This is a genomic window from Pseudomonas sp. G1002, assembly GCF_013385455.1.
GTDB lineage: Bacteria > Pseudomonadota > Gammaproteobacteria > Pseudomonadales > Pseudomonadaceae > Aquipseudomonas.
Genome location: NZ_JACAPY010000027.1, coordinates 685473 through 707432 on the forward strand (window position 1 = coordinate 685473; position 21960 = coordinate 707432).

The window sequence follows — 21960 nt, forward strand, 5'->3', positions numbered from 1 at the left end:
CTATATATGGGACTGATATTTATATATTGAGACTTTGCCGGTCTTGGGTTTATATTCGCCTCATCCGCTCAGAACACTCAGGTGAAGCGATGCAGGCGCAATTGATCGCGCTCGATTGGGGAACCAGTTCCCTTCGTGCTTACAAGCTCGGCCCGGCAGGCGTCGTGATCGAACGGCGCACCTTGGCGTCGGGGATCATGCACCTGCCCACTGAAGCCCGGGAAATAGCCGGTGTTCGCTGCAGCAACGGGTTCGAGCTGGCATTCGACGCAGCCTGCGGTGACTGGCTCGACACCCAGCCCGACCTTCCCGTTATCGCCTGCGGCATGGTCGGCAGCGCCCAGGGCTGGAGCGAAGCGGCTTACCGCGACACCCCGGCCGACGTTTCTACCCTCGGCCAGGCGCTGCATGTGGTGCGCAGCCTGCGGGGCGCAGCGGTGCACATCGTGCCCGGCGTGATTCAACGCGGCGCGTTGCCCAATGTGATGCGCGGTGAAGAAACCCAGGTGCTCGGCGTGCTGCAAAGCCTGGCTGCCCATACCGGGCGCGACGTATTGATCGGCCTGCCGGGCAGCCATTCCAAGTGGGTGGAGGTGGTGGAAGGCTGCATCACTCACTTCGATACTTTCATGACCGGCGAGTTGTTCGCCGTGCTCAGTCAACACAGCATTCTGGGGCGCACCCAGCGCCCTTCCGAACAGTTCCAGGTGGCCGCTTTTGATCGCGGTGTTCAGGTTGCGCTGTCGGCAGACGGCCAAACGGGGCTGTTGTCGAACTTGTTCAGCGCACGCTCCCTGGGATTGACCGGCGAGCTGGCGCCTGACGAGCAACCGGACTATCTGTCCGGGCTGTTGATCGGCCACGAACTGACCGGCCTGCGCACTCGCAAGCCCAGCCAGCAGCGCGACATCGTCCTGGTCGGCACACCCCAACTCTGCACCCGCTACCAGCGTGCACTCCAACTCTGTGGCTTCCCCCACGTGACCCTGGCGCAGGAGGCTACCGAGCGTGGCCTTTGGCAACTGGCCATGGCGGCGGGGCTGCTGCCTGCAACCTGACGAGAGGCCCGACATGCTCAAGCAAGCACTGACACACAACGGTTTGATCGCGATCCTGCGCGGCCTGCGACCGGAGGAGGCGCTGGCGATCGGCGAGGTGTTGTACACGGCGGGCTTCAGGGTGATCGAAGTGCCGCTGAACTCGCCGGATCCTTATTCCAGCATCCGCATCCTGCGGGACAGCCTGCCCGCCGATTGCCTGATCGGCGCCGGCACCGTGCTGACCCCGGAACAGGTCGATCAAGTCAAAGCCGCCGGCGGCCAGGTGATCGTCATGCCCCATAGCGATGCCAAGGTGCTGCGAGCCGCCAAGGCCGCGGGCCTGTATCTGTCGCCGGGTGTGGCCACGCCCACCGAAGCGTTTGCCGCGCTGGCCGAAGGCGCCGACGTGCTGAAGCTGTTCCCGGCCGAGCAAATGGGCCCGGCGGTGGTCAAGGCTTGGCTCGCGGTACTGCCCGCCGGCACCGTGCTGCTGCCGGTGGGCGGCATCACCCCGGACAACATGCAGGTATTTTTCGACGCGGGCGTCAAAGGCTTCGGCCTGGGCTCCGGGTTATTCAAGCCGGGCATGAGCGTCGCCCAAGTGGCGAGCAACGCCCAGGCCTACGTCGCGGCCTGGCATGCCTTGGGCTGATCAGCGTTCTCCATCTACAAGAGAGATAAGAAGATGAAAATCACCAAACTGACCACCTTCATCGTCCCGCCGCGCTGGTGCTTCCTCAAGGTTGAAACCGACCAGGGCGTGACTGGTTGGGGCGAGCCCGTTGTCGAGGGCCGCGCCCATACCGTGGCTGCCGCGGTCGAAGAATTGTCCGACTACTTGATCGGCAAGGACCCACGCAATATCGAAGACATCTGGACCGTGCTCTATCGCGGCGGTTTCTACCGTGGCGGCGCGATCCATATGAGCGCTCTCGCCGGTATCGACCAGGCGCTGTGGGACATCAAGGGCAAGGCCCTCGGCGTGTCGGTCAGCGACTTGCTGGGTGGCCAGGTGCGCGACAAGATCCGCGTGTATTCGTGGATCGGTGGCGACCGCCCGGCCGACACTGCCCGCGCCGCCAAGGAAGCCGTGGCCCGTGGTTTTACTGCGGTGAAAATGAACGGCACCGAAGAGCTGCAATTTCTCGACAGCTTCGAAAAAGTCGACCAGGCCCTGGCCAACGTCGCCGCCGTGCGGGATGCGGTCGGTCCGAACGTCGGCATCGGCGTCGACTTCCATGGCCGGGTGCACAAACCCATGGCCAAGGTGCTGATGAAGGAACTCGACCCCTACAAACTGATGTTTATCGAAGAGCCGGTGCTCAGCGAAAACTACGAAGCGCTGAAAGAGCTGGCGCCGCTCACCAGCACCCCGATTGCCCTCGGCGAGCGCCTGTTCTCGCGCTGGGACTTCAAGCGCGTGCTCAGCGAAGGCTACGTCGACATCATCCAGCCGGATGCTTCCCACGCCGGCGGTATCACCGAAACCCGCAAGATTGCCAACATGGCCGAAGCCTACGACGTGGCCCTTGCCCTGCACTGCCCGCTCGGCCCGATTGCCCTGGCAGCGTGCCTGCAGCTGGATGCGGTTTGCTACAACGCGTTCATCCAGGAACAGAGCCTGGGCATTCACTACAACGAGAGCAATGACCTGCTGGATTACGTGCGCGATCCGGGTGTTTTCGACTACGACCAGGGCTTTGTGAAAATCCCCAACGGGCCAGGCCTGGGCATCGAGATCAACGAGGAATACGTGATCGAGCGCGCGGCCATCGGGCATCGCTGGCGCAACCCGATCTGGCGTCATGCCGATGGCAGTTTTGCGGAGTGGTAAACACCGCGAACTTGAGGTGAAAACCCGATCAATGTGGGAGCGGGCTTGCTCGCGAAGGCGGAGTGTCAGTCAACACCTCCGCTGCTGGTAGACCGCTTTCGCGAGCAAGCCCGCTCCCACATTTGATTCGGTTTCTTCATAAGACCTGTCCTCAATAACCATAAGAAGAGGCAACCCCCATGCAATCCGAGTCCTTCACCGGGCAGGCTTCTTTAGTCACGCCCAGCCGAAAGCGTTTCTTCATCATGGTGCTGCTGTTCATCACCGTGGTGATCAACTACCTGGACCGCAGCAACCTGTCGATTGCCGCTCCGGCCCTGACCAGCGAGCTGGGGATCGACCCGGTGCATGTCGGGCTGATCTTCTCCGCGTTCGGCTGGACCTACGCGGCCATGCAGATTCCCGGCGGCTGGCTGGTGGACCGGGTGCCGCCGCGCATTCTCTACAGCGTCGCCCTGCTGCTGTGGTCGGTGGCCACGGTGATGCTCGGTTTCGCCGCCAGCTTCATCGCGCTGTTCATATTGCGCATGGCGGTGGGCGCCCTGGAGGCCCCGGCCTACCCGATCAACAGCCGCGTGGTGACCACCTGGTTCCCTGAGCGTGAGCGGGCCACGGCGATTGGTGTTTATACCTCCGGGCAGTTTGTCGGGCTGGCGTTTCTCACGCCGGTGTTGGCCTGGCTGCAACACACCTTTGGCTGGCACATGGTGTTTGTCGCCACCGGCGGCGTGGGCATTGTGTGGGCGTTGATCTGGTACGCGGTGTACCGCGAGCCACGGGATTTCAAAGGCGCGAATGCGGCGGAAATCGAGCTGATCCGCGAAGGCGGCGGGTTGGTGGACATCCAGGCGCAGGCGGCCAAGGCGCCGTTCAGATGGGTCGACCTCGGCATCGTGTTGAGCAAGCGCAAACTGTGGGGGATCTACCTGGGTCAGTTCTGCCTGAATTCCACGTTGTGGTTTTTCCTGACGTGGTTTCCCACCTACCTGGTGAAATATCGCGGCATGGACTTCATCAAGTCCGGCCTGCTGGCGTCGCTGCCGTTTCTGGCGGCGTTTGTCGGGGTGCTGTGTTCGGGGCTGTTTTCCGATTGGCTGATTCGCCGGGGAGCGTCCGTGGGGTTTGCGCGCAAGTTGCCGATCATTGGCGGGCTGTTGATTTCCACGGCGATCATCGGCGCCAACTTTGTTGATTCCACGGCGTGGGTGATTGCGTTTCTGGCGGTGGCGTTTTTCGGCAATGGCCTGGCGTCGATCACCTGGTCGCTGGTGTCGACCCTGGCGCCGGCAAGGCTGCTGGGGCTGACCGGAGGGGTGTTCAACTTCATCGGCAATCTGTCGGCGATTACCACGCCGATCGTGATTGGCTTTCTGGCGACCGGGGATTCGTTTGCGCCGGCGATTACGTACATCGCGGTGCTGGCGTTGTTGGGTGCGTTGTCCTACATCTTGTTGGTCGGCAAGGTCGAGCGTATCGAGATTTAGGCGACTGCTGCGGCGAGGGGGCTTGCTGTGGCGAGGGAGCTTGCTCCCGCTGGAGTGCGCAGCGCTCCCAGGATTTTGGGGCCGCTGCGCAGCCCAGCGGGAGCAAGCTCCCTCGCCACACCAGCTCCCCGGCCACACCAGCTCCCTAGCCACAGCAAGCTCCCTCACCACAAAAGCAGTGCGGCTCTAGTACAGCGCGCCATCCAGAATCTGATAGACGATGCTGGTGCCAACGGCGATCAATACGATGTCCCCACCCGAACGGCGCCATTCATAACCAGGGTATTGCGGCAGATGGCCCAGCGCCCGTGGGTCCAGACGCTCACCATAGTAGTTTGGCGGCAGGCGCTGGCCGCGCACCAGGTGGATGCCGGGAGGCGGCGGCGCGCCACGGCGGAAGTCGCCATGGTTGTCGCGGATGACCTGTCTCACAGGACCAAAGTCCTGAGGCGGCCCGCCACGGTGGTTGTCCTGCGGCCCGCGATGGTCATCGCCACGTTGATCGTGCTGGCCCTGTGGGCCACCACGGTCAGGTCCGCCACCCTGATCATAGGGCGCAGCTTGGACCAGGGCGCTGGCGCCAAGCACCAGCACACCTACACCTGCAATCAAACGTTTGGGGATTTTCATGGGGCTGTTTCCTCAGTACTGCACGAACAAAAAAGGGATTTCGAACCGGGTTCGAAATCCCTTGGTCTTGTTAGCTTAGGTGCTGATTTGCCAGCATGATTCCTCTGTATCAGGAACTTTACCTACCGCTTACGAGCCGCTTACTTACGGGCGTTGCGTACACCTTCCGACAGCGCCGAGCACAGGGTCAATACACCGTCGATGGCCTGTTGATCATTGCTGGCGTTGGCGATGTGGTCGATCAGTGCCGACCCCACCACCACACCGTCTGCCAAGCGGGCGATTGCAGCGGCCTGCTCCGGGGTGCGTATGCCGAAACCGATGCTGATCGGCAGGTCGGTATGCCGACGCAGACGGGTCACGGCCTCTTCGACGTGTTCCAGGGTCGCGGCACCGGCACCGGTCACACCGGCCACCGAGACGTAGTACACAAACCCTGAGCTGCCGTTGAGCACGGTCGGCAGGCGCGCGTCGTCGGTGGTCGGCGTGGTCAGGCGGATAAAGTCGATACCGGCAGCCTGGGCCGGGTCGCACAGCTCGCCGTTATGTTCCGGCGGCATGTCGACCACGATCAGGCCGTCGACGCCGGCTTCTTTCGCATCGCTGATAAAGCGTGGCACGCCGTACATGTGGATCGGGTTGAAGTAGCCCATCAGCACCAGCGGCGTGTCGCTGTTGCCCTCGCGGAACTCGCGAACCATTTGCAGGGTTTTCGTGAGGTTCTGCTTGGCGGTCAGCGCGCGGATGTTGGCCAGTTGAATGGCCGGGCCGTCAGCCATCGGGTCGGTGAACGGCATGCCCAGTTCGATCACATCGGCGCCGGCCGCCGGCAACCCTTTGAGGATCGCCAGCGAGGTGTCATACCCCGGGTCGCCAGCGGTGACGAAGGTCACCAGGGCGGCGCGGTTTTGTTCTTTCAGTTGCGCAAAACGTGTTTGCAGGCGGCTCATTTAGTGTTTCTCCTGCTTGGACTGTTCCATGTGGTGCATCACGGTTTGCATGTCTTTGTCGCCACGGCCGGACAGGTTGACCACCATCAGGTGATCTTTCGGCAAGGTCGGCGCGCGCTTGAACACTTCGGCCAAGGCGTGGGCGCTTTCCAGTGCAGGAATAATCCCTTCCAGGCGGCAGCATTTATGAAAGGCGTCGAGGGCTTCGTCGTCGGTCACCGAGGTGTACTGGACGCGGCCGATGTCGTGCAACCAGGCGTGTTCAGGGCCGATGCCCGGGTAGTCGAGGCCCGCGGAGATCGAGTGGGCGTCGATGATCTGGCCATCGTCGTCCTGCAACAGGAAAGTACGGTTGCCGTGGAGCACACCCGGTACGCCGCCGTTGAGGCTGGCCGCGTGTTTGCCGGTCTCGATGCCGTAGCCGGCCGCTTCAACGCCGATGATCTCGACGCTGGTGTCATCCAGGAACGGGTGGAACAGGCCCATGGCGTTGGAGCCGCCGCCGATGCACGCCACCAGGCTGTCGGGCAGACGGCCTTCCTGGGCCTGCAGTTGGGTACGGGTTTCCTTGCCGATCACGGCCTGGAAGTCGCGAACCATGGCTGGGTACGGGTGCGGACCGGCCACGGTGCCGATCAGGTAGAAGGTGCTGTCGACGTTGGTCACCCAGTCACGCAGCGCTTCGTTCATCGCGTCTTTCAGGGTGCCGGTACCGGCGACTACCGGGATCACTTCAGCGCCCAGCAGCTTCATGCGAAATACGTTGGCCTGCTGGCGCTCGATGTCGGTGGTGCCCATGTAGATCACGCATTGCAGGCCGAAACGCGCGGCGACGGTGGCCGTGGCCACACCGTGCATGCCGGCGCCGGTCTCGGCGATGATGCGTTTTTTACCCATGCGCCGCGCCAGCAGGATCTGGCCGATGCAGTTGTTGATCTTGTGGGCGCCGGTGTGGTTCAGCTCTTCGCGCTTGAGGTAGATCTTGGCGCCACCGCAGAACTCGGTCAGGCGCTCGGCGAAGTACAGCGGGCTTGGGCGTCCGACGTAGTCGCGCTGGAAGTAGGCCAGTTCTTCGTTGAAGGCCGGATCGATCTTGGCCGCTTCGTATTCGCGGGCCAGGTCAAGGATCAACGGCATCAGGGTTTCCGCCACGTAGCGGCCGCCGAACGAACCAAACAGGCCATTGGCATCCGGGCCGTTGCGTAAATCGGTCTGGGTCTGAGTCATGGGACGCTCCAGGTAGAAAATGTGTAAGAGGCAATGACGGTCACTCTACCCCTGACGCTTCCGCGTGAAAACCGATAAGATCGCCACAACCTGTCAGGAAAACTCACAGATGAGCCGAGACCTCCCACCGCTGAATGCCTTGCGCGCTTTTGAGGCGACTGCGCGCCTGAACAGCGTTAGCCAGGCCGCTGAGCAACTGCACGTGACCCATGGTGCGGTCAGTCGGCAGCTCAAGGTGTTGGAAGAACACCTTGGTGTAAGCCTGTTCGCCAAGGACGGGCGCGGCCTCAAACTCACAGATTCCGGCATTCGCCTGCGAGATGCGAGTTTCGAGGCCTTCGAGCGACTGAGGGACACTTGCGCCGAGCTCACGCAAAGCAGTGCCGATGCGCCGTTTGTGCTCGGCTGCTCCGGCAGCCTGCTGGCGCGCTGGTTTATTCCGCGTCTGGGGCGCCTGAACGCCGAGTTGCCGGATTTGCGCCTGCATCTGTCGGCGGGTGAAGGCGATCTTGACCCGCGTCGCCCCGGCCTGGACGCGCTGCTGGTGTTCGCCGAACCCCCATGGCCGGCGGATATGCAGGTGTACGAATTGGCCAGCGAACGCATCGGCCCGGTCATGAGCCCGCGTTTTGCCCATTACGAGCGATTGCGCCAGGCGCCTCCCGAGGCGCTGCTGAATGAGGCCCTGTTGCACACTACCTCACGCCCGCAAGCCTGGCCCAGCTGGGCGCAGCACCATGGGATCGACGCTGGCGCGTTGAAGTACGGTCAGGGGTTTGAGCATTTGTATTATTTGCTGGAGGCGGCGGTGGCCGGGCTGGGGGTAGCAATTGCGCCTGAGCCGCTGGTGGCAGAGGACCTGCGAGCGGGTCGCCTGGTTGCGCCGTGGGGTTTCAGTGAAACCCCGGCGCAACTGGCGTTGTGGCTACCCAAGCGCGCCGCAGATGGGCGCGCCGGGCAACTGGCGCAGTGGCTCAAGGCTGAGCTTGCGCGCCAGGACGTTTAGTCGCCGCGTTTGCACAGCAAGTAAGCCGCCAGCAGACCCAGCGCGCCGACGGCAACACCGGCGGTAGTCCATGGATGCTCTTGCGCGTAGTCCCGTGTTGCAACACCGGTTTCGCGGATTTTGACTTTGCTTTCTTCGTAGGCATCGCTGATCAGGTGGCGGGAATGCTTGAGGGCGTTCTCGGCATTGCTTTTCAGGGCCTTCAGGGTTTTGCGCGACTCGTCAGACGCATCGTCCTTGAGGCTTTCCAAAGATTTGAGCAGGCTCGAAATCTCGGCTTCCATGCTTTCCAATGACGCTTTGCGTAAAGAGGTGTTGGCCATGTGGGCTCTCCTGGAGTGATTGAGTGGCGTGTGTTGTTTCCGACTGCGGCGGTTTCAGAAAGTGCAGTAAATCTGAACTTTCACATCGCAATAGCCGCCAGAAGCAGTACGAGAATTCACTGCTAGTCTTGATTAACGACCCCAGGAGAAAAACTTATGAGTGATCATCACACCTACAAGAAAGTCGAACTGGTGGGCTCTTCCGCGACCAGCATCGAGGAGGCCATCAACAATGCCCTGGCTGAAGCCAGCAAGAGCATCAAGCACTTGGAGTGGTTTGAAGTGACCGAAACCCGTGGCCACATCAAGGACGGCAAGGCTGCGCATTTCCAGGTCACCCTCAAGGTGGGGTTCCGAATTGCCAGTAGTTGATTGAGCCGGTTGAACTTGCGCGCTGGCCGATTGCCATAAACTCCGCTACAACCTTTAGGCACGTCGACGTGACGAGCGTCGGCGTGCTTCCTTTCGATCAACCCAAGGAAGTGACGGATGAAGAACTTTTTGTTGGCGGTAGGTTTGTTGAGCATTGCGGGCACGGCCCTGGCGGCGGGCAAGCCTTGTGAAGAGCTGAAAAGCGAGATTGCGGCGAAAATCGACGCTAAAGGCGCTTCGGGCTACTCCCTGGAAATCGTGGACAAAGGTGCTGCACCTAGTGACCACACGGTTGTCGGCAGCTGTGAAGCCGGTACCAAGGAAATCGCCTACAAGCGCGGGTGATCCCGTGTTGCAGACGTAAAAAACCGACGCAAGTGCGTCGGTTTTTTTATGCCTGCGATCCCTCGCTCCGCGTGGGAATGAAGCCTGGGATGCTCTGCGTCCCGCCTCACTCCTGGATTCAGCCCTTCATGACCTGCGCCAGCAGCTCGTAGGAATGAATCCGGTCGGCATGCTCGTACAGGTCACAGGTAAAGATCAGCTCATCAGCGCCGGTCTGCTCCACCAGCACCTCCAGCTTGGCGCGGATCTTCTGCGGGCTGCCCACCATGGCCAGGCCGAGGAAACTGCCCACGGCGTCTTTCTCATGGGGCAGCCACAGGCCGTCCATGGTCTTGACCGGCGGGCGCTGCACCAGGCTTTGCCCACGCATCAGCGCGAGAATTCGCTGGTACACCGAGGTGGCCAGGTAGTCGGCTTGCTCATCGGTGTCGGCGGCCACCAGCGGGATGCCGAGCATCACATAGGGCTTGTCCAGCACGGCCGAAGGCTTGAAGTGGTTGCGATAGACGCGAATCGCTTCATGCATCAGGCGCGGTGCGAAATGCGAGGCAAAGGCGTAAGGCAAACCGCGCTCGCCTGCCAGTTGTGCACTGAACAGGCTTGAGCCCAGCAGCCACACAGGCACATTGGTGCCCGTGCCGGGTACGGCGATCACGCGCTGGTCCGGAGTGCGCGGGCCGAGGTAGGCCATCAGTTCAGCCACGTCTTCCGGGAAGTCATCGGCGCTGCCGGAGCGTTCACGGCGCAGGGCGCGGGCGGTCATCTGGTCGGAGCCGGGCGCGCGGCCCAGGCCCAGGTCGATACGGCCTGGGTACAGGCTTTCCAGGGTGCCGAACTGCTCGGCGATCACCAGCGGTGCGTGGTTGGGCAGCATCACGCCACCGGAGCCGACACGAATCGTCGAGGTGCCGCCGGCCAGATAACCCAGCAATACCGAGGTCGCCGAGCTGGCGATGCCGTCCATATTGTGGTGTTCGGCGACCCAGAAACGGTTGTAGCCGAATTTTTCCACGTGCTGGGCCAGGTCCAGGGAATTGCGCAGCGACTGCGCCGGGCTGCCGTTGGCACGCACGGGCACGAGGTCGAGGGTCGAGAACTTTACGTCGGACAGCGATTTCATAAGCCTGCTTCTCCAATGGGGGCGCAGGCTTCTTAGACGAACCAAAACCTGCCGCTTCATGTGCATGTCCTATGCAATGAGGGCATATACCCGAGATTCAATAGCGATGGTGAAATTTCCTACTTAATCGCTAGGTTTCTCCGACAAGATGAACTTTGCCGTGGCGTCTATCCTCAGAACCCTTACTGACGCAAAACCACCGTTCGAGGAGACCGCTATGAGTATTGTTAAAAAAGCATCCGCGCATTGGGAAGGCGACCTGAAGACTGGCCTGGGTTCCATTTCCACCGAAACCGGCGTTCTGCGTGAAGCGCCTTACGGCTTCAAGGCCCGTTTCGAAGGTGGCAAGGGCACCAACCCTGAAGAACTGATCGGCGCAGCCCATGCCGGTTGTTTCTCCATGGCGTTTTCCATGATTCTCGGCGATGCCGGGCTCAAGGCCGACAGCATCGACACCCAGGCCGAAGTGACCCTGGACCAAGTGGACGGTGGCTTTGCGATTACTGCCGTGCACCTGACCCTCAAGGCAAAGATCCCGGGCGCCAGCCAGGCGCAGTTCGATGAGCTGAGCAAAAAGGCCAAGGAAGGATGCCCCGTGTCCAAGGTACTGAATGCAACCATTACCCTGGATGGCACGCTGGTTAGTTGATGCAACCCCCTTGCAGGGGTGAGCTTGCTCGCCCCTGCAGGTGCAAATGTGGTCGAATAGCCGATTGCAGACTCAGCGCACACCCGTGCGCGTGCATTCAGGGAGCTTCACACATGAAACGTATTGCCTTGGCGGTTATCTGCTGTGCACTGGCCACGTCGGCGCTGGCGGCGCCAAAAGATTGTGAAGAGCTCAGGAAGGAGATCGAGGTCAAAATCCAGGCGAATGCCGTTCCGTCCTACACCCTCGAAATCGTCACCAAGGAAGAAGCTGACAAGCACGACAGCGCCATGGTTGTCGGCAGCTGTGAGAATGGCACCAAAGCCATCGTCTACCAGAAGAACAACGACTGATCAGATGCAGTTGACGCTACGTTCTTCGGCCAGCAATTGACCCGCTTTGTTGTACAGCCGGATATTCGGGTTGTAGCCCAGTGAGCGCCCTTCCAGGCGATAGCGCTGGCCCGCCTCGAAACGGTCGTATTGCAGGGTCATGAAGCAGGTACGGTCAGTGGTTTGGCCAAACCCGCCGAAACTGCCGCCGGTAGGCACCTCGAAATCAAAACGTACCATCAGTTCATGGCTGCCAGGCGGCATTTGGAAGAAGCGCCCGTCGTTCAGGTTTTTCCCGTCCAGGCGTTGCGCCATTACCAGCTTGGCGCCGGGTGTCGGGGTAGCGAAGTCGACCCAGGCCTGGTGTGGATCAACCGGCGGTAGTGGCGTCGACGCACAGGCACTGAGAAAAATCGCGGCGACGGGAAGCAGTAGCTGACGCATGTTAAGCACTCAACTGTAGGAATGGTTTTTTGAACGGCTGCGTTCGGCAGCACGCTCCCTATGAGTATAAACACGCCACGCCATGGAAAAATTCCCCACAGGCGAGATAGTCTGGCGGGATGGTTACCGGCGAGAGGTTTTAATGGTCAGGCGTTTGCTTCCCGGCTTGATGCTGCTGTTGCTCAGTGGCTGTTCCAGCGTCAGTTATTACAGCCAACTGGCAGACGGCCAATGGCAATTGCTGCGTGCCCGGGAGCCGGTCTCCGCGATCGTCGCCGACCCGTCCCGGCCACAGGTGCTGCGCGAGCACTTGGCGCAATCGCAGAAAGCCCGCACCTTCGCCAGCGAACACCTGCACCTGCCGGATAATCAGAGTTACCGGCTGTATGCCGATATCGGCCGTCCTTACGTGGTCTGGAACGTGTTCGCCACGCCTGAATTTTCCCTGTCCCCGCAAACCCACTGCTTCCCGATTGCCGGTTGCGTGGCCTATCGCGGCTACTACAACCAGGGCGCCGCACGCGGCCAGGCGGCTTTGTTGAAGCAGCAAGGGATGGATGTGTCGATTGGCGGCGTGGAGGCCTATTCCACCCTCGGCTGGTTCAACGACCCGATCATGAGTTCGATGATGAGCTGGGGGGACGAGCGCCTGGCCACGCTGATTTTTCATGAGCTGGCGCACCAGCGGTTTTATGTGAAGGACGACACCGAGTTCAACGAGTCGTACGCCACCTTCGTCGAGCAGGAAGGTACCCGGCAATGGCGCGCCGCCCAAGGCTTGCCGCCTGCCAGCGAGTCAGCGTTGAAACAGCGCGACCAGTTCACCCGGCTGGTGCTCGATACCCGCAAACGCCTGGAGCAGTTGTATGCGCAGCCGCTGACGGCAGATGCCATGCGCCAGGCCAAGGCCGCTGAATTCGAGCGCCTGCGCAGTGACTACCGGCACATGCGCGATAGCCAGTGGGGTGGCGACAAGCGTTATGACGCCTGGGTCAACCTGCCGATGAACAACGCAAGGTTGCTGCCGTTTGGGCTGTATGACCAGTGGGTGCCGGCGTTCGTCGCGTTGTTCCGGCAGGAAGGCGGGGATTGGCCGAAGTTCTTTGCGGCGGTGGAGAAGCTGGGCGGGTTGCCGGTGGATCAGCGCAAGGCGGCCCTGAGGGCGTTGGAGGGATCCGGGCAAGTGGTTGGCCGGTAGGGCCTCATCGCGGGCAAGCCCGGCTCCCACATTTGACTGAGTTGTCTTGGCCGACCGTGATCAAATGTGGGAGCTGGCTTGCCTGCGATAGCGCATTCAAGGCCGTTGCAAAAACGCCTGATGCATCTCGGCCAACGTTTCGAAATGCCAGGTCGGCGCCTCGGCACTCAGCTCTTCACGGCTGCCAAACCCATAACCCACCGCCGCCGAATCCAGCCCATTGCTGCGGGCCCCGATCAGGTCGTGCTTGCGGTCGCCAATCATCAAGGTGCTGGCCGGGTCCAGGCTTTCTTGCGCCATCAGGTGGGCGATCAACTCGACCTTGTTGGTGCGCGTGCCGTCCAGCTCGCTGCCGTAGATCACCTTGAAGTGCTTGGCGAAATCAAAATGCCGGGCGATTTCCCGGGCAAATACCCAAGGCTTGGACGTGGCTACATACAGCTGACGGCCCTGGCCATTCAATTCCTCAAGCAGCGGCATCACGCCGTCGAACACGCGGTTTTCGTACAGGCCGGTGACCTTGAAGCGCTCGCGGTAGAAATTCACCGCCTCCCAGGCCTTGGCTTCGTCGAAGCCATAAAACTGCATGAACGCTTGCAGCAGCGGCGGGCCGATAAAGTGCTCGAGTTTGGTCAGGTCCGGCTCATCGATCCCCAGTTTGGCGAGGGCGTACTGGATCGAGCGGGTGATGCCTTCGCGCGGGTCGGTGAGGGTGCCATCGAGGTCGAACAAAACGGTCTGGTAATGCATGGGTGTCCTTGTCATTGGTCGAAGCCTTCGGCCAGGTGCAGGTCTTTGAGCTTTACGTAGTTCGCGGCGCTGTAGGTGAAAAATGCCCGTTCCTTGTCAGTCAGTGGGCGGATTTGTTTAACCGGGCTGCCAACATACAAAAAACCGCTCTCAAGTTTCTTGCCCGGCGGCACCAGGCTGCCGGCGCCGATGATCACCTCGTCTTCCACCACGGCGCCGTCCATCACAATGCTGCCCATGCCGATCAGGATCCGGCTGCCTACCGTGCAGCCATGCAGCATGACCTTGTGGGCAATGGTCACATCGTCGCCGATCAGCAGCGGGAAACCATCAGGATTGAAGGGGCCTGCGTGGGTAATGTGCAGCACGCAGCCGTCCTGCACGCTGGTGCGCGCACCGATGCGGATGCGGTGCATGTCGCCGCGAATCACCGTCAGCGGCCATACCGAGCTGTCGGTGCCGATTTCGACGTCGCCGATCACCACCGCCGATGCATCGACGAAAGCCCCGGCGGCCAGGGCCGGCGTGTGATTCTGGTAGGTGCGAAGGGTCACGATAGGCTCTCTCTCTTCTGCTGATAGCTGCGGTGGGCGTTGATTGTAATTAAGATGGCCCCATCTTTGTTCTTACATGTTTCTTCAGCCAAGGTGCCAACCGTGAGCGCGAACAACCCTCTTCTGCAGTCCTACGACCTGCCGCCGTTCTCGGCGATCCGTGCCGAGCACGTGCAGCCGGCCATTGAACAGATCCTCGCCGACAACCGCGTCGCCATCGAAGGCATCCTGCAAAGCCAGGGTAAAAATCCGACCTGGGCCGGGCTGGTCCTGGCCATGGACGAACTCAATGACCGCCTGGGTGCCGCCTGGAGCCCGGTCAGCCACCTGAATGCCGTGTGCAACAGCGCCGAACTGCGGGAAGCCTACGAGGCGTGCCTGCCGGCACTGAGCGCCTACTCCACCGAGATGGGCCAGAACCGCGAGTTGTTCCAGGCCTTCGACGCCCTGGCCAACAGCCCGGAAGCCGCCGGCTTCGACGTGGCGCAAAAAACCATCCTGGAACACTCCCTGCGGGACTTCCGTCTGTCGGGTATCGATTTGCCGCCTGAGCAGCAAAAGCGTTATGCCGAAGTGCAGAGCAAGCTCTCCGAACTGGGCAGCAAGTTCTCCAACCAATTGCTCGATGCCACCCAGGCCTGGACCAAGCACGTCACTGACGAAGCAACCCTCGCCGGCCTGACCGATTCCTCCAAGGCGCAAATGGCTGCGGCTGCCCAGGCCAAGGGCCTCGACGGCTGGCTGATCACCCTGGAATTCCCGAGCTACTACGCGGTGATGACCTACGCCCACGACCGCGCCCTGCGTGAAGAAATCTACGCAGCCTACTGCACCCGCGCGTCGGACCAAGGCCCGAATGCCGGTCAGAATGATAATGGCCCGGTCATGGAACAGATCCTCGACCTGCGTCAGGAGCTGGCGCAACTGCTGGGCTTCGCCTCGTTCTCCGAGCTGAGCCTGGCCACCAAAATGGCCGAGTCCAGCGACCAGGTGCTGAGCTTCCTGCGGGACCTGGCCAAGCGCAGCAAGCCGTTTGCCACTCAGGACCTGCAACAGCTCAAGGCCTATGCCGCCGAACAAGGCTGCGCGGACCTGCAAAGCTGGGACAGCGGTTTCTACGGCGAAAAACTGCGTGAGCAGCGTTACAGCGTTTCCCAGGAAGCCCTGCGCGCCTACTTCCCGATCGACAAGGTACTCAGCGGCCTGTTCGCCATCGTGCAACGCCTGTATGGCATCGAGATCGCCGAGCAGAAAGGCTTCGACACCTGGCACCCGGATGTTCGCCTGTTTGAAATCAAGGAAAACGGCCAGCACGTCGGCCGCTTCTTCTTCGACCTGTATGCCCGCGCCAACAAGCGTGGGGGTGCCTGGATGGACGGCGCCCGTGACCGTCGCCGCACGGTTGATGGCGTGCTGCAAAGCCCGGTGGCCAACCTGGTGTGCAACTTCACCCCGGCCGACAGCGGCAAGCCTGCCCTGCTGACCCACAATGAAGTGACCACTCTGTTCCACGAATTCGGCCACGGTCTGCACCACCTGTTGACCCGTGTCGAGCACGCCGGCGTGTCCGGCATCAACGGCGTGGCCTGGGATGCGGTGGAGTTGCCGAGCCAGTTCATGGAAAACTGGTGCTGGGAGCCGGAAGGCCTGGCGCTGATTTCCGGTCACTATGAAACCGGTGAGCCGCTGCCTCAGGACCTGCTGGAAAAAATGCTCGCGGCGAAGAACTTCCAGTCCGGCCTGATGATGGTTCGCCAGTTGGAGTTCTCGCTGTTCGACTTCGAGCTGCACGCCACCCACGGCGATGGCCGCAGCGTGCTGCAGGTGCTGGAAGGTGTGCGTGATGAGGTGTCGGTGATGCGTCCGCCCGCCTACAACCGCTTCCCCAACAGCTTCGCGCATATCTTCGCTGGCGGTTACGCCGCGGGTTACTACAGCTACAAGTGGGCGGAAGTGCTGTCGGCCGATGCCTTTTCCAAGTTCGAAGAAGATGGCGTACTCAATGCCGAGACTGGCCGAGCGTTCCGCGAGGCGATCCTGGCCCGTGGCGGTTCCCAGGCACCGATGGTGCTGTTCGTCGATTTCCGCGGACGGGCGCCGTCGATTGACGCACTCTTGCGCCACAGCGGCCTGAGTGAGGACGCGGCAGCATGAGTGAAGCACCTGTGAAAACCAAAAAACGCTTTATCGCCGGGGCAGTCTGCCCGGCGTGCAGCGAGCCGGACAAGTTGATGATGTGGAGCGAGGACGATGTTCCGCACCGCGAATGCGTGGCTTGCGGCTATTCCGACACGCTGAATGAACAAGGTCTGTCAGTGCCCAAAGAATTGGGTACGCGGGTCAATACGTCGGCGTTGAAAGCACCGGACCCCAAGGTGCAAGCGGTGCAGTTCTTCCCTAATCCGAAGCTGAAGAAAGACTGATCGTGAAGCGCTCCCTGGGTTGATGGCTCAGGGAGCGACCACCCAGGCGGTTTTTTCCTCGGCCGGGTCTTTGGCGTTTTCCGCGGTATTCAGCCAGCTTTTCATCGAGCACAGCGCAAAGGCGCTGGTGCTGCATTCGCCGTTGGCCAGTGCGGTGCGTAACTTGTCGACATCGGCCCTCATCATGTAGCGAACACCGTCCTTGAAGCCGCTACTGGCGCCAAAGCCGCCCAAGGTCATTTCGTTCAGCGCATCTTCCTTGCTCCATCCCTGAATCACCACCCGATACATCGCCGCCACCAGGCCAGTGCGGTCGGAGCCGTGTTTGCAGTGCATCAGCACCGGGCCGTTGGCTTCGGCATCCTGAATCGCACGCAACGCTGCGAGCACATCGGCGTCATCGACATGGTTGGTGCGATAGGACAATTGCACCTGGTTGATACCGGGTGATTTCAGCCACTTGGCATCGGACTCGGGCAGAAAGTTGATCACCGTACCGATCTTGAGCTTTTCCAATACAGGAACAGCACCGCTATCCGGCAGCGCGCTGCGATAGAGCGTGGGCGTCATTTGATACAGGTTGTATTGATTGCCCACCGGCTGGGCCCATTCCAACGAACGAATGGGCGTGAGCTCTTCGGCCTGGGACGGTGCGGTGGTGAACAGCGCCATGAACACGAGGCTGACGGCAGGCAGCAATTGATTCTTGAACATGCGCGATGTAACCGAATAGGGAAGGGGCTGATGGGGCCCAGATTCGCCTACAGGGGGTCAATGCCGTGTGAGGTACTCGTCAAAGAATCGTGAATAAGCCGGCTCCGGGCAGATTTTTTCGCGCTGAAACGATTTTCCCCAATCCTTAGCCTGCTATCCTTTGTAACTATTGATTGCTGCTGTGTTCTATCCCCTTGGGTCCTTTGGATCCCATTTACTGCCAAAACTATAAGTCGTTCCTCGAAGCGGCTGATAAATCCGTGACCACATGATGAGGTGCCACCATGTCTGATCAAGATCAAGACAACCCCCGGCGTGAGTTTTTACGCAAATCCTTGACCTTGATCCCCGTGGTCACTGTCGCCAGCACGGGCCTGGGCGGTTCGATGCTGATGGCGGTTCCCGAACCGGCTCAAGCCAGCCCGGAGAAGGCGCCCGTCAGCAGCAAGGCCTATGAGCCGAGCTATTTCACTGGCGAGGAATGGGCCTTTATCAACGCGGCCGTTGCGCGCCTGATCCCGGCGGACGACCAGGGCCCAGGCGCCCTGGAAGCCGGCGCGCCGGAATACATCGACCGTCAGATGAACACGCCGTACGCGGCGGGTGCCCTGTGGTTCATGCAAGGCCCGTTCAATGCCGACGCGCCGCCTGAAATGGGCTGGCAGAGCAAATTGGTGCCCAAGGAGATCTATCGCCTGGGCATCGCTGCCACGGATGCCTGGTCGAAAGCGATGAACGGTAAGCTATTTGCCGAGCAAGACAGCGCTACCCAGGAAAAGTTGTTGCAGCGCCTGGAGGCCGGCGACGCGCAGTTCGACAGCGTCCCGCCGAAGATTTTCTTCAATCTGTTGCTGCAAAACACCAAGGAAGGGTTCTTTTGCGACCCGGTCCACGGTGGCAACAAAGGCATGGTCGGCTGGACCATGATCGGCTTCCCCGGCGCCCGCGCCGATTTCATGGATTGGGTTGAACGCAACGAGCAATACCCCATCCCGGCTGTTTCGATCCGTGGCGAGAGGGCGTAAACGTGGCGACCATCATGAAGAAAGTGGATGCAGTGATTGTCGGCTTTGGCTGGACCGGCGCGATCATGGCCAAGGAGCTGACGGAAGCTGGCCTCAACGTGGTAGCGCTGGAGCGCGGCCCGATGCAGGACACCTACCCGGACGGCAACTATCCCCAGGTCATCGACGAACTGACCTACAGCGTGCGTAAAAAGCTCTTCCAGGACATCTCCAAGGAAACCGTGACCATTCGCCATAGCGTGAATGACGTGGCGATGCCCAACCGCCAACTGGGCGCTTTCCTGCCTGGCAACGGTGTCGGCGGTGCAGGCCTGCACTGGTCCGGCGTGCACTTTCGGGTGGACCCGATCGAGTTGCGCATGCGCAGCCATTACGAAGAGCGCTACGGGAAAAACTTCATTCCCAAGGACATGACCATCCAGGATTTCGGCGTCAGCTATGAAGAGCTGGAACCATTCTTCGACTATGCCGAGAAAGTCTTCGGCACCTCCGGGCAAGCCTGGACGGTGAAAGGCCAGTTGGTGGGCGAAGGCAAGGGCGGCAACCCTTACGCACCGGATCGCTCCAATCACTTCCCGCTGGAATCGCAGAAGAACACAGTCTCCGCACAGCTGTTCCAGAAGGCCGCCACGGCCGTGGGGTACAAGCCCTACAACCTGCCTTCCGCGAATACATCGGGGCCGTACACCAACCCTTACGGCGCCCAGATGGGCCCGTGCAACTTCTGCGGCTTCTGCAGCGGTTATGTCTGCTACATGTATTCCAAGGCTTCGCCGAACGTGAACATCCTGCCGGCCTTGCGCCAGGAACCCAAGTTCGAACTGCGGCCCAATTCCCACGTGCTGAAGGTCAATCTCGACAGCACCAGGAGCAAGGCGACCGGCGTGACGTATGTCGACGCCCAGGGGCGGGAATGCGAGCAGCCGGCGGACCTGGTGATCCTCGGTTCCTTCCAGTTCAACAACGTGCGCCTGATGCTGCTGTCGGGCATCGGCAAACCCTACGACCCGATCTCCGGTGAGGGCGTGGTGGGCCGCAACTTCGCCTACCAGAACATGGCCACCATCAAGGCGTTCTTCGACAAGGACGTGCACACCAACAACTTCATCGGTGCCGGCGGCAATGGCGTGGCGGTCGATGACTTCAACGCCGACAACTTCGACCATGGGCCGCACGGCTTTGTGGGCGGCTCGCCGATGTGGGTCAACCAGGCGGGCAGCCGGCCGATTGCGGGCACCTCCAACCCGCCGGGCACGCCGGCCTGGGGCAGCGCGTGGAAGCGCGCCACGGCTGATTACTACACCCATCAGGTGTCGATGGATGCCCATGGCGCCCACCAATCCTACCGTGGCAACTACCTCGACCTGGACCCGGTTTACCGCGATGCCTACGGCCTGCCGCTGCTGCGCATGACCTTCGACTGGCAGGAAAACGACATCAAGATGAACCGCTTCATGGTCGAAAAAATGAGCAAGATCGCCGAAGCGATGAACCCCAAGGCGATTGCCTTGCTGGGCAAAAAGGTGGGCGAGCACTTCAACACCGCGTCCTACCAGACCACCCACCTCAACGGTGGCGCGATCATGGGCACCGACCCGAAAACCAGTGCCTTGAACCGCTACCTGCAGTGCTGGGACGTACACAACGTGTTTGTCCCGGGCGCTTCCGCGTTCCCACAAGGCTTGGGCTACAACCCTACGGGCCTGGTGGCGGCATTGACCTACTGGTCGGCGCGGGCAATTCGCGAGCAGTACCTGAAAAACCCCGGCCCACTGGTTCAGGCATAAGGAGCGATGACCATGAAAGCATTTGTTATCGCGTCCCTGGCTTTGTTCAGCAGCTGCTCGGTGAGTGCGGCTGAAACCGATCTGGTCAAACAGGGTGAATACCTGGCGCGCGCCGGTGACTGCGTGGCCTGCCACACCGCCAAGGGCGGCAAACCGTTCGCCGGTGGCCTGCCGATGGAAACCCCGATCGGCACCATCTACTCCACCAACATCACCCCGGACAAAACCGGCCTGGGCGACTACAGCTTCGAAGACTTCGACCAGGCCGTGCGCCATGGCGTCGCCAAGAACGGTAGTACGCTTTACCCGGCGATGCCCTACCCGTCTTACGCGCGGGTCAGCGAAAGCGACATGCAGGCGTTGTACGCGTACTTCATGAAGGGCGTGGAGCCGGTGGCGCAGGTGAACAAGGACAGCGACATTCCCTGGCCGTTGAGCATGCGCTGGCCGTTGGCCGGATGGCGCTGGATGTTTGCGCCCAAGGTCGAGGACTACCAGGCCCAGGCGGGCGCCGATCCGGTGATCAGCCGTGGCGCTTATCTGGTAGAGGGCCTTGGCCACTGCGGTGCCTGCCATACGCCACGGGCCCTGACCATGCAGGAAAAATCCCTGAGTGCGTCGGATGGCAGCGCTTTCCTGTCCGGCAGTGCGCCGCTGGAAGGCTGGATTGCCAAGAGCCTGCGGGGCGACCACAAGGACGGCCTGGGTAGCTGGAGCGAGGAGCAACTGGTGCAATTCCTCAAGACCGGGCGCAGTGATCGCAGCGCGGTGTTTGGCGGCATGAGCGACGTTGTGGTCCACAGCATGCAGTACATGTCGGAAGAGGACCTGACGGCTATCGCCCGTTACCTCAAGACCCTGCCGGCGGTGGATCCCAAGGATCAGCCGCATCAGTACGACAAGCAGGTCGCCGATGCGCTGTGGAAGGGTGATGACAGCAAGCCGGGTGCCTCGGTGTACATCGACAACTGCGCGGCGTGCCACCGTACCGACGGCCACGGCTACACCCGCGTGTTCCCGGCGCTGGCGGGCAACCCGGTATTGCAGACGGCGGATGCGACGTCGCTGATCAACATCGTGTTGAACGGCGGCACGTTGCCGGCGACGCATACGGCACCTTCGACTTTCACCATGCCGGCGTTTGCCTGGCGGCTGTCGGATCAGGAAGTGGCGGATGTGGTCAGTTTCGTTCGGGACAGTTGGGGTAATAAGGGAGAGCCTGTAAAGGCTTCGCAAGTGAAAGACTTGCGAAAAGATGCAGTAACTACCGAAGCTGATCAAACTTCAGAGAAGTAGTGTCAGTTGCCAGGTTTATAGTTTTATATATAATCCTGGCAACTAGCCGATTAATTATCGAGGGGCGCAGGTTTTTACAAAGCTATTCGCCATGTTCAGGAAGATGGTCTTGTCCTGTTCATCGAAGTCGCCGTCGTTATCCAGGTCGGTGGTGGAGGATGTGGTGTCGTAGTGCCCGTCCCTGTTGGAGGAAGAGGCATACATGGCGTAGGACAGTTTACCGTCGGTAAAGCGCTCCATTAATACTTCCGGGCTGTTATCTTTTTCAAAGTCTTCGCATGTAAAGCGTAGTTCATCCTGAGACATAAATATCCTGTAGGTGGTAATGAGTTAAGTTGTGATCATAGCGATGTGTTAATAACTTTATCCATGTCACATATGTCGCGATTTATTTCTTGTTTGGTTACATGTAGGAAGGTGTCATTCCGTTCGTGCGAAGGTCGATGCTAGACCGCGC

25 protein-coding genes are annotated in these 21960 nt (G+C 60.9%); 15 read left to right on the top strand and 10 right to left on the bottom strand.

Annotated features, from left to right (window positions below):
- Positions 1–89: 89 nt before the first annotated feature.
- From HX801_RS17395 to HX801_RS17410, 4 genes are all read left to right on the top strand, one after another.
- Positions 90–1058, top strand: a complete 969-nt coding sequence (locus tag HX801_RS17395; RefSeq protein ID WP_008439579.1) for a 2-dehydro-3-deoxygalactonokinase — start codon at positions 90–92, stop codon at positions 1056–1058.
- 13 nt (positions 1059–1071) lie between these two features.
- On the top strand, positions 1072–1692 hold the full coding sequence (locus HX801_RS17400; RefSeq protein ID WP_003213643.1) for a 2-dehydro-3-deoxy-6-phosphogalactonate aldolase: 621 nt from the start codon (positions 1072–1074) through the stop codon (positions 1690–1692).
- A 33-nt stretch (positions 1693–1725) separates the two neighbouring features.
- Positions 1726–2874: a galactonate dehydratase gene (gene dgoD / locus HX801_RS17405; protein WP_003213645.1), complete on the top strand. Its 1149-nt coding sequence runs from the start codon at positions 1726–1728 to the stop codon at positions 2872–2874.
- Between the two features lie 179 nt (positions 2875–3053).
- Entirely contained in the window at positions 3054–4358 is a 1305-nt protein-coding gene (locus tag HX801_RS17410) for an MFS transporter (RefSeq protein WP_177022426.1), read from the top strand.
- Between the two features lie 186 nt (positions 4359–4544).
- Here HX801_RS17410 and HX801_RS17415 read toward each other — a convergent pair whose 3' ends face one another.
- The 3 genes from HX801_RS17415 to trpB form a co-directional block, all read right to left on the bottom strand.
- Positions 4545–4988 (bottom strand): anti-virulence regulator CigR family protein, encoded by a 444-nt coding sequence (locus HX801_RS17415; RefSeq protein WP_003214903.1) that lies wholly within the window; start codon positions 4986–4988, stop codon positions 4545–4547.
- A 140-nt stretch (positions 4989–5128) separates the two neighbouring features.
- Complete coding sequence (gene trpA, locus HX801_RS17420) at positions 5129–5938, bottom strand: tryptophan synthase subunit alpha (RefSeq protein ID WP_003214901.1); 810 nt, start codon at positions 5936–5938, stop codon at positions 5129–5131.
- Positions 5939–7165 carry a tryptophan synthase subunit beta gene (gene trpB, locus HX801_RS17425; protein WP_003214899.1) on the bottom strand — a complete coding sequence of 409 codons (1227 nt, stop codon included), beginning with the start codon at positions 7163–7165 and terminating at the stop codon, positions 5939–5941.
- Between the two features lie 109 nt (positions 7166–7274).
- Between trpB and HX801_RS17430 the strand changes: the two genes are divergently transcribed.
- Positions 7275–8171, top strand: coding sequence for a LysR family transcriptional regulator (locus HX801_RS17430; protein WP_177022427.1), 897 nt, complete (start codon positions 7275–7277; stop codon positions 8169–8171).
- Here HX801_RS17430 and HX801_RS17435 read toward each other — a convergent pair.
- Positions 8168–8494, bottom strand: a complete 327-nt coding sequence (locus tag HX801_RS17435) for a YqjD family protein (protein WP_003170746.1) — start codon at positions 8492–8494, stop codon at positions 8168–8170. The two genes, HX801_RS17430 and HX801_RS17435, sit on opposite strands and share 4 nt — an antisense overlap.
- Before the next feature lie 156 nt (positions 8495–8650).
- Between HX801_RS17435 and HX801_RS17440 the strand changes: the two genes are divergently transcribed.
- Positions 8651–8866 carry a dodecin gene (locus tag HX801_RS17440; protein ID WP_008439585.1) on the top strand — a complete coding sequence of 72 codons (216 nt, stop codon included), beginning with the start codon at positions 8651–8653 and terminating at the stop codon, positions 8864–8866.
- Between the two features lie 117 nt (positions 8867–8983).
- Positions 8984–9211 carry a DUF1161 domain-containing protein gene (locus HX801_RS17445; protein WP_003214893.1) on the top strand — a complete coding sequence of 76 codons (228 nt, stop codon included), beginning with the start codon at positions 8984–8986 and terminating at the stop codon, positions 9209–9211.
- A gap of 118 nt (positions 9212–9329) precedes the next feature.
- On the opposite strand, the gene HX801_RS17450 is transcribed toward HX801_RS17445, so the two are convergent.
- On the bottom strand, positions 9330–10331 hold the full coding sequence (locus tag HX801_RS17450) for an LLM class flavin-dependent oxidoreductase (protein ID WP_087694564.1): 1002 nt from the start codon (positions 10329–10331) through the stop codon (positions 9330–9332).
- 217 nt (positions 10332–10548) lie between these two features.
- Here HX801_RS17450 and HX801_RS17455 point away from each other — a divergent pair, with 217 nt between their 5' ends.
- Complete coding sequence (locus HX801_RS17455) at positions 10549–10980, top strand: OsmC family protein (protein WP_008439587.1); 432 nt, start codon at positions 10549–10551, stop codon at positions 10978–10980.
- A 113-nt stretch (positions 10981–11093) separates the two neighbouring features.
- Complete coding sequence (locus HX801_RS17460) at positions 11094–11333, top strand: DUF1161 domain-containing protein (protein WP_003214887.1); 240 nt, start codon at positions 11094–11096, stop codon at positions 11331–11333.
- Here HX801_RS17460 and HX801_RS17465 read toward each other — a convergent pair whose 3' ends face one another.
- Positions 11334–11756 carry a hypothetical protein gene (locus HX801_RS17465; RefSeq protein WP_177022428.1) on the bottom strand — a complete coding sequence of 141 codons (423 nt, stop codon included), beginning with the start codon at positions 11754–11756 and terminating at the stop codon, positions 11334–11336.
- 142 nt (positions 11757–11898) lie between these two features.
- Here HX801_RS17465 and HX801_RS17470 point away from each other — a divergent pair, with 142 nt between their 5' ends.
- Complete coding sequence (locus HX801_RS17470) at positions 11899–12954, top strand: aminopeptidase (protein ID WP_177022429.1); 1056 nt, start codon at positions 11899–11901, stop codon at positions 12952–12954.
- A 96-nt stretch (positions 12955–13050) separates the two neighbouring features.
- Here the strand turns inward: HX801_RS17470 and HX801_RS17475 are convergent, their stop codons facing one another.
- On the bottom strand, positions 13051–13704 hold the full coding sequence (locus tag HX801_RS17475; RefSeq protein ID WP_008439600.1) for an HAD family hydrolase: 654 nt from the start codon (positions 13702–13704) through the stop codon (positions 13051–13053).
- 11 nt (positions 13705–13715) lie between these two features.
- Complete coding sequence (locus HX801_RS17480) at positions 13716–14258, bottom strand: gamma carbonic anhydrase family protein (protein ID WP_003214876.1); 543 nt, start codon at positions 14256–14258, stop codon at positions 13716–13718.
- 54 nt (positions 14259–14312) lie between these two features.
- Here HX801_RS17480 and prlC point away from each other — a divergent pair, with 54 nt between their 5' ends.
- Positions 14313–16412, top strand: coding sequence for an oligopeptidase A (gene prlC / locus HX801_RS17485; protein WP_173406107.1), 2100 nt, complete (start codon positions 14313–14315; stop codon positions 16410–16412).
- Positions 16409–16681, top strand: coding sequence for a YheV family putative zinc ribbon protein (locus tag HX801_RS17490; RefSeq protein ID WP_003214872.1), 273 nt, complete (start codon positions 16409–16411; stop codon positions 16679–16681). The genes prlC and HX801_RS17490 overlap by 4 nt, the downstream gene beginning before the upstream one ends.
- A 27-nt stretch (positions 16682–16708) precedes the next feature.
- Here the strand turns inward: HX801_RS17490 and HX801_RS17495 are convergent, their stop codons facing one another.
- Complete coding sequence (locus HX801_RS17495) at positions 16709–17395, bottom strand: tyrosine-protein phosphatase (RefSeq protein WP_177022430.1); 687 nt, start codon at positions 17393–17395, stop codon at positions 16709–16711.
- A gap of 284 nt (positions 17396–17679) precedes the next feature.
- Here HX801_RS17495 and HX801_RS17500 point away from each other — a divergent pair, with 284 nt between their 5' ends.
- Genes HX801_RS17500 through HX801_RS17510 form a run of 3 tightly spaced genes read left to right on the top strand, consistent with a single transcriptional unit; the run spans position 17680 to position 21503 of the window.
- Positions 17680–18420 (top strand): gluconate 2-dehydrogenase subunit 3 family protein, encoded by a 741-nt coding sequence (locus HX801_RS17500; RefSeq protein ID WP_177022431.1) that lies wholly within the window; start codon positions 17680–17682, stop codon positions 18418–18420.
- A 2-nt stretch (positions 18421–18422) separates the two neighbouring features.
- Positions 18423–20207 (top strand): GMC family oxidoreductase, encoded by a 1785-nt coding sequence (locus HX801_RS17505; protein ID WP_003214867.1) that lies wholly within the window; start codon positions 18423–18425, stop codon positions 20205–20207.
- 12 nt (positions 20208–20219) lie between these two features.
- Positions 20220–21503, top strand: coding sequence for a cytochrome c (locus tag HX801_RS17510; protein ID WP_087694557.1), 1284 nt, complete (start codon positions 20220–20222; stop codon positions 21501–21503).
- 54 nt (positions 21504–21557) lie between these two features.
- On the opposite strand, the gene HX801_RS17515 is transcribed toward HX801_RS17510, so the two are convergent.
- Positions 21558–21809, bottom strand: coding sequence for a hypothetical protein (locus HX801_RS17515; RefSeq protein ID WP_087694556.1), 252 nt, complete (start codon positions 21807–21809; stop codon positions 21558–21560).
- Positions 21810–21960 lie beyond the last annotated feature (151 nt).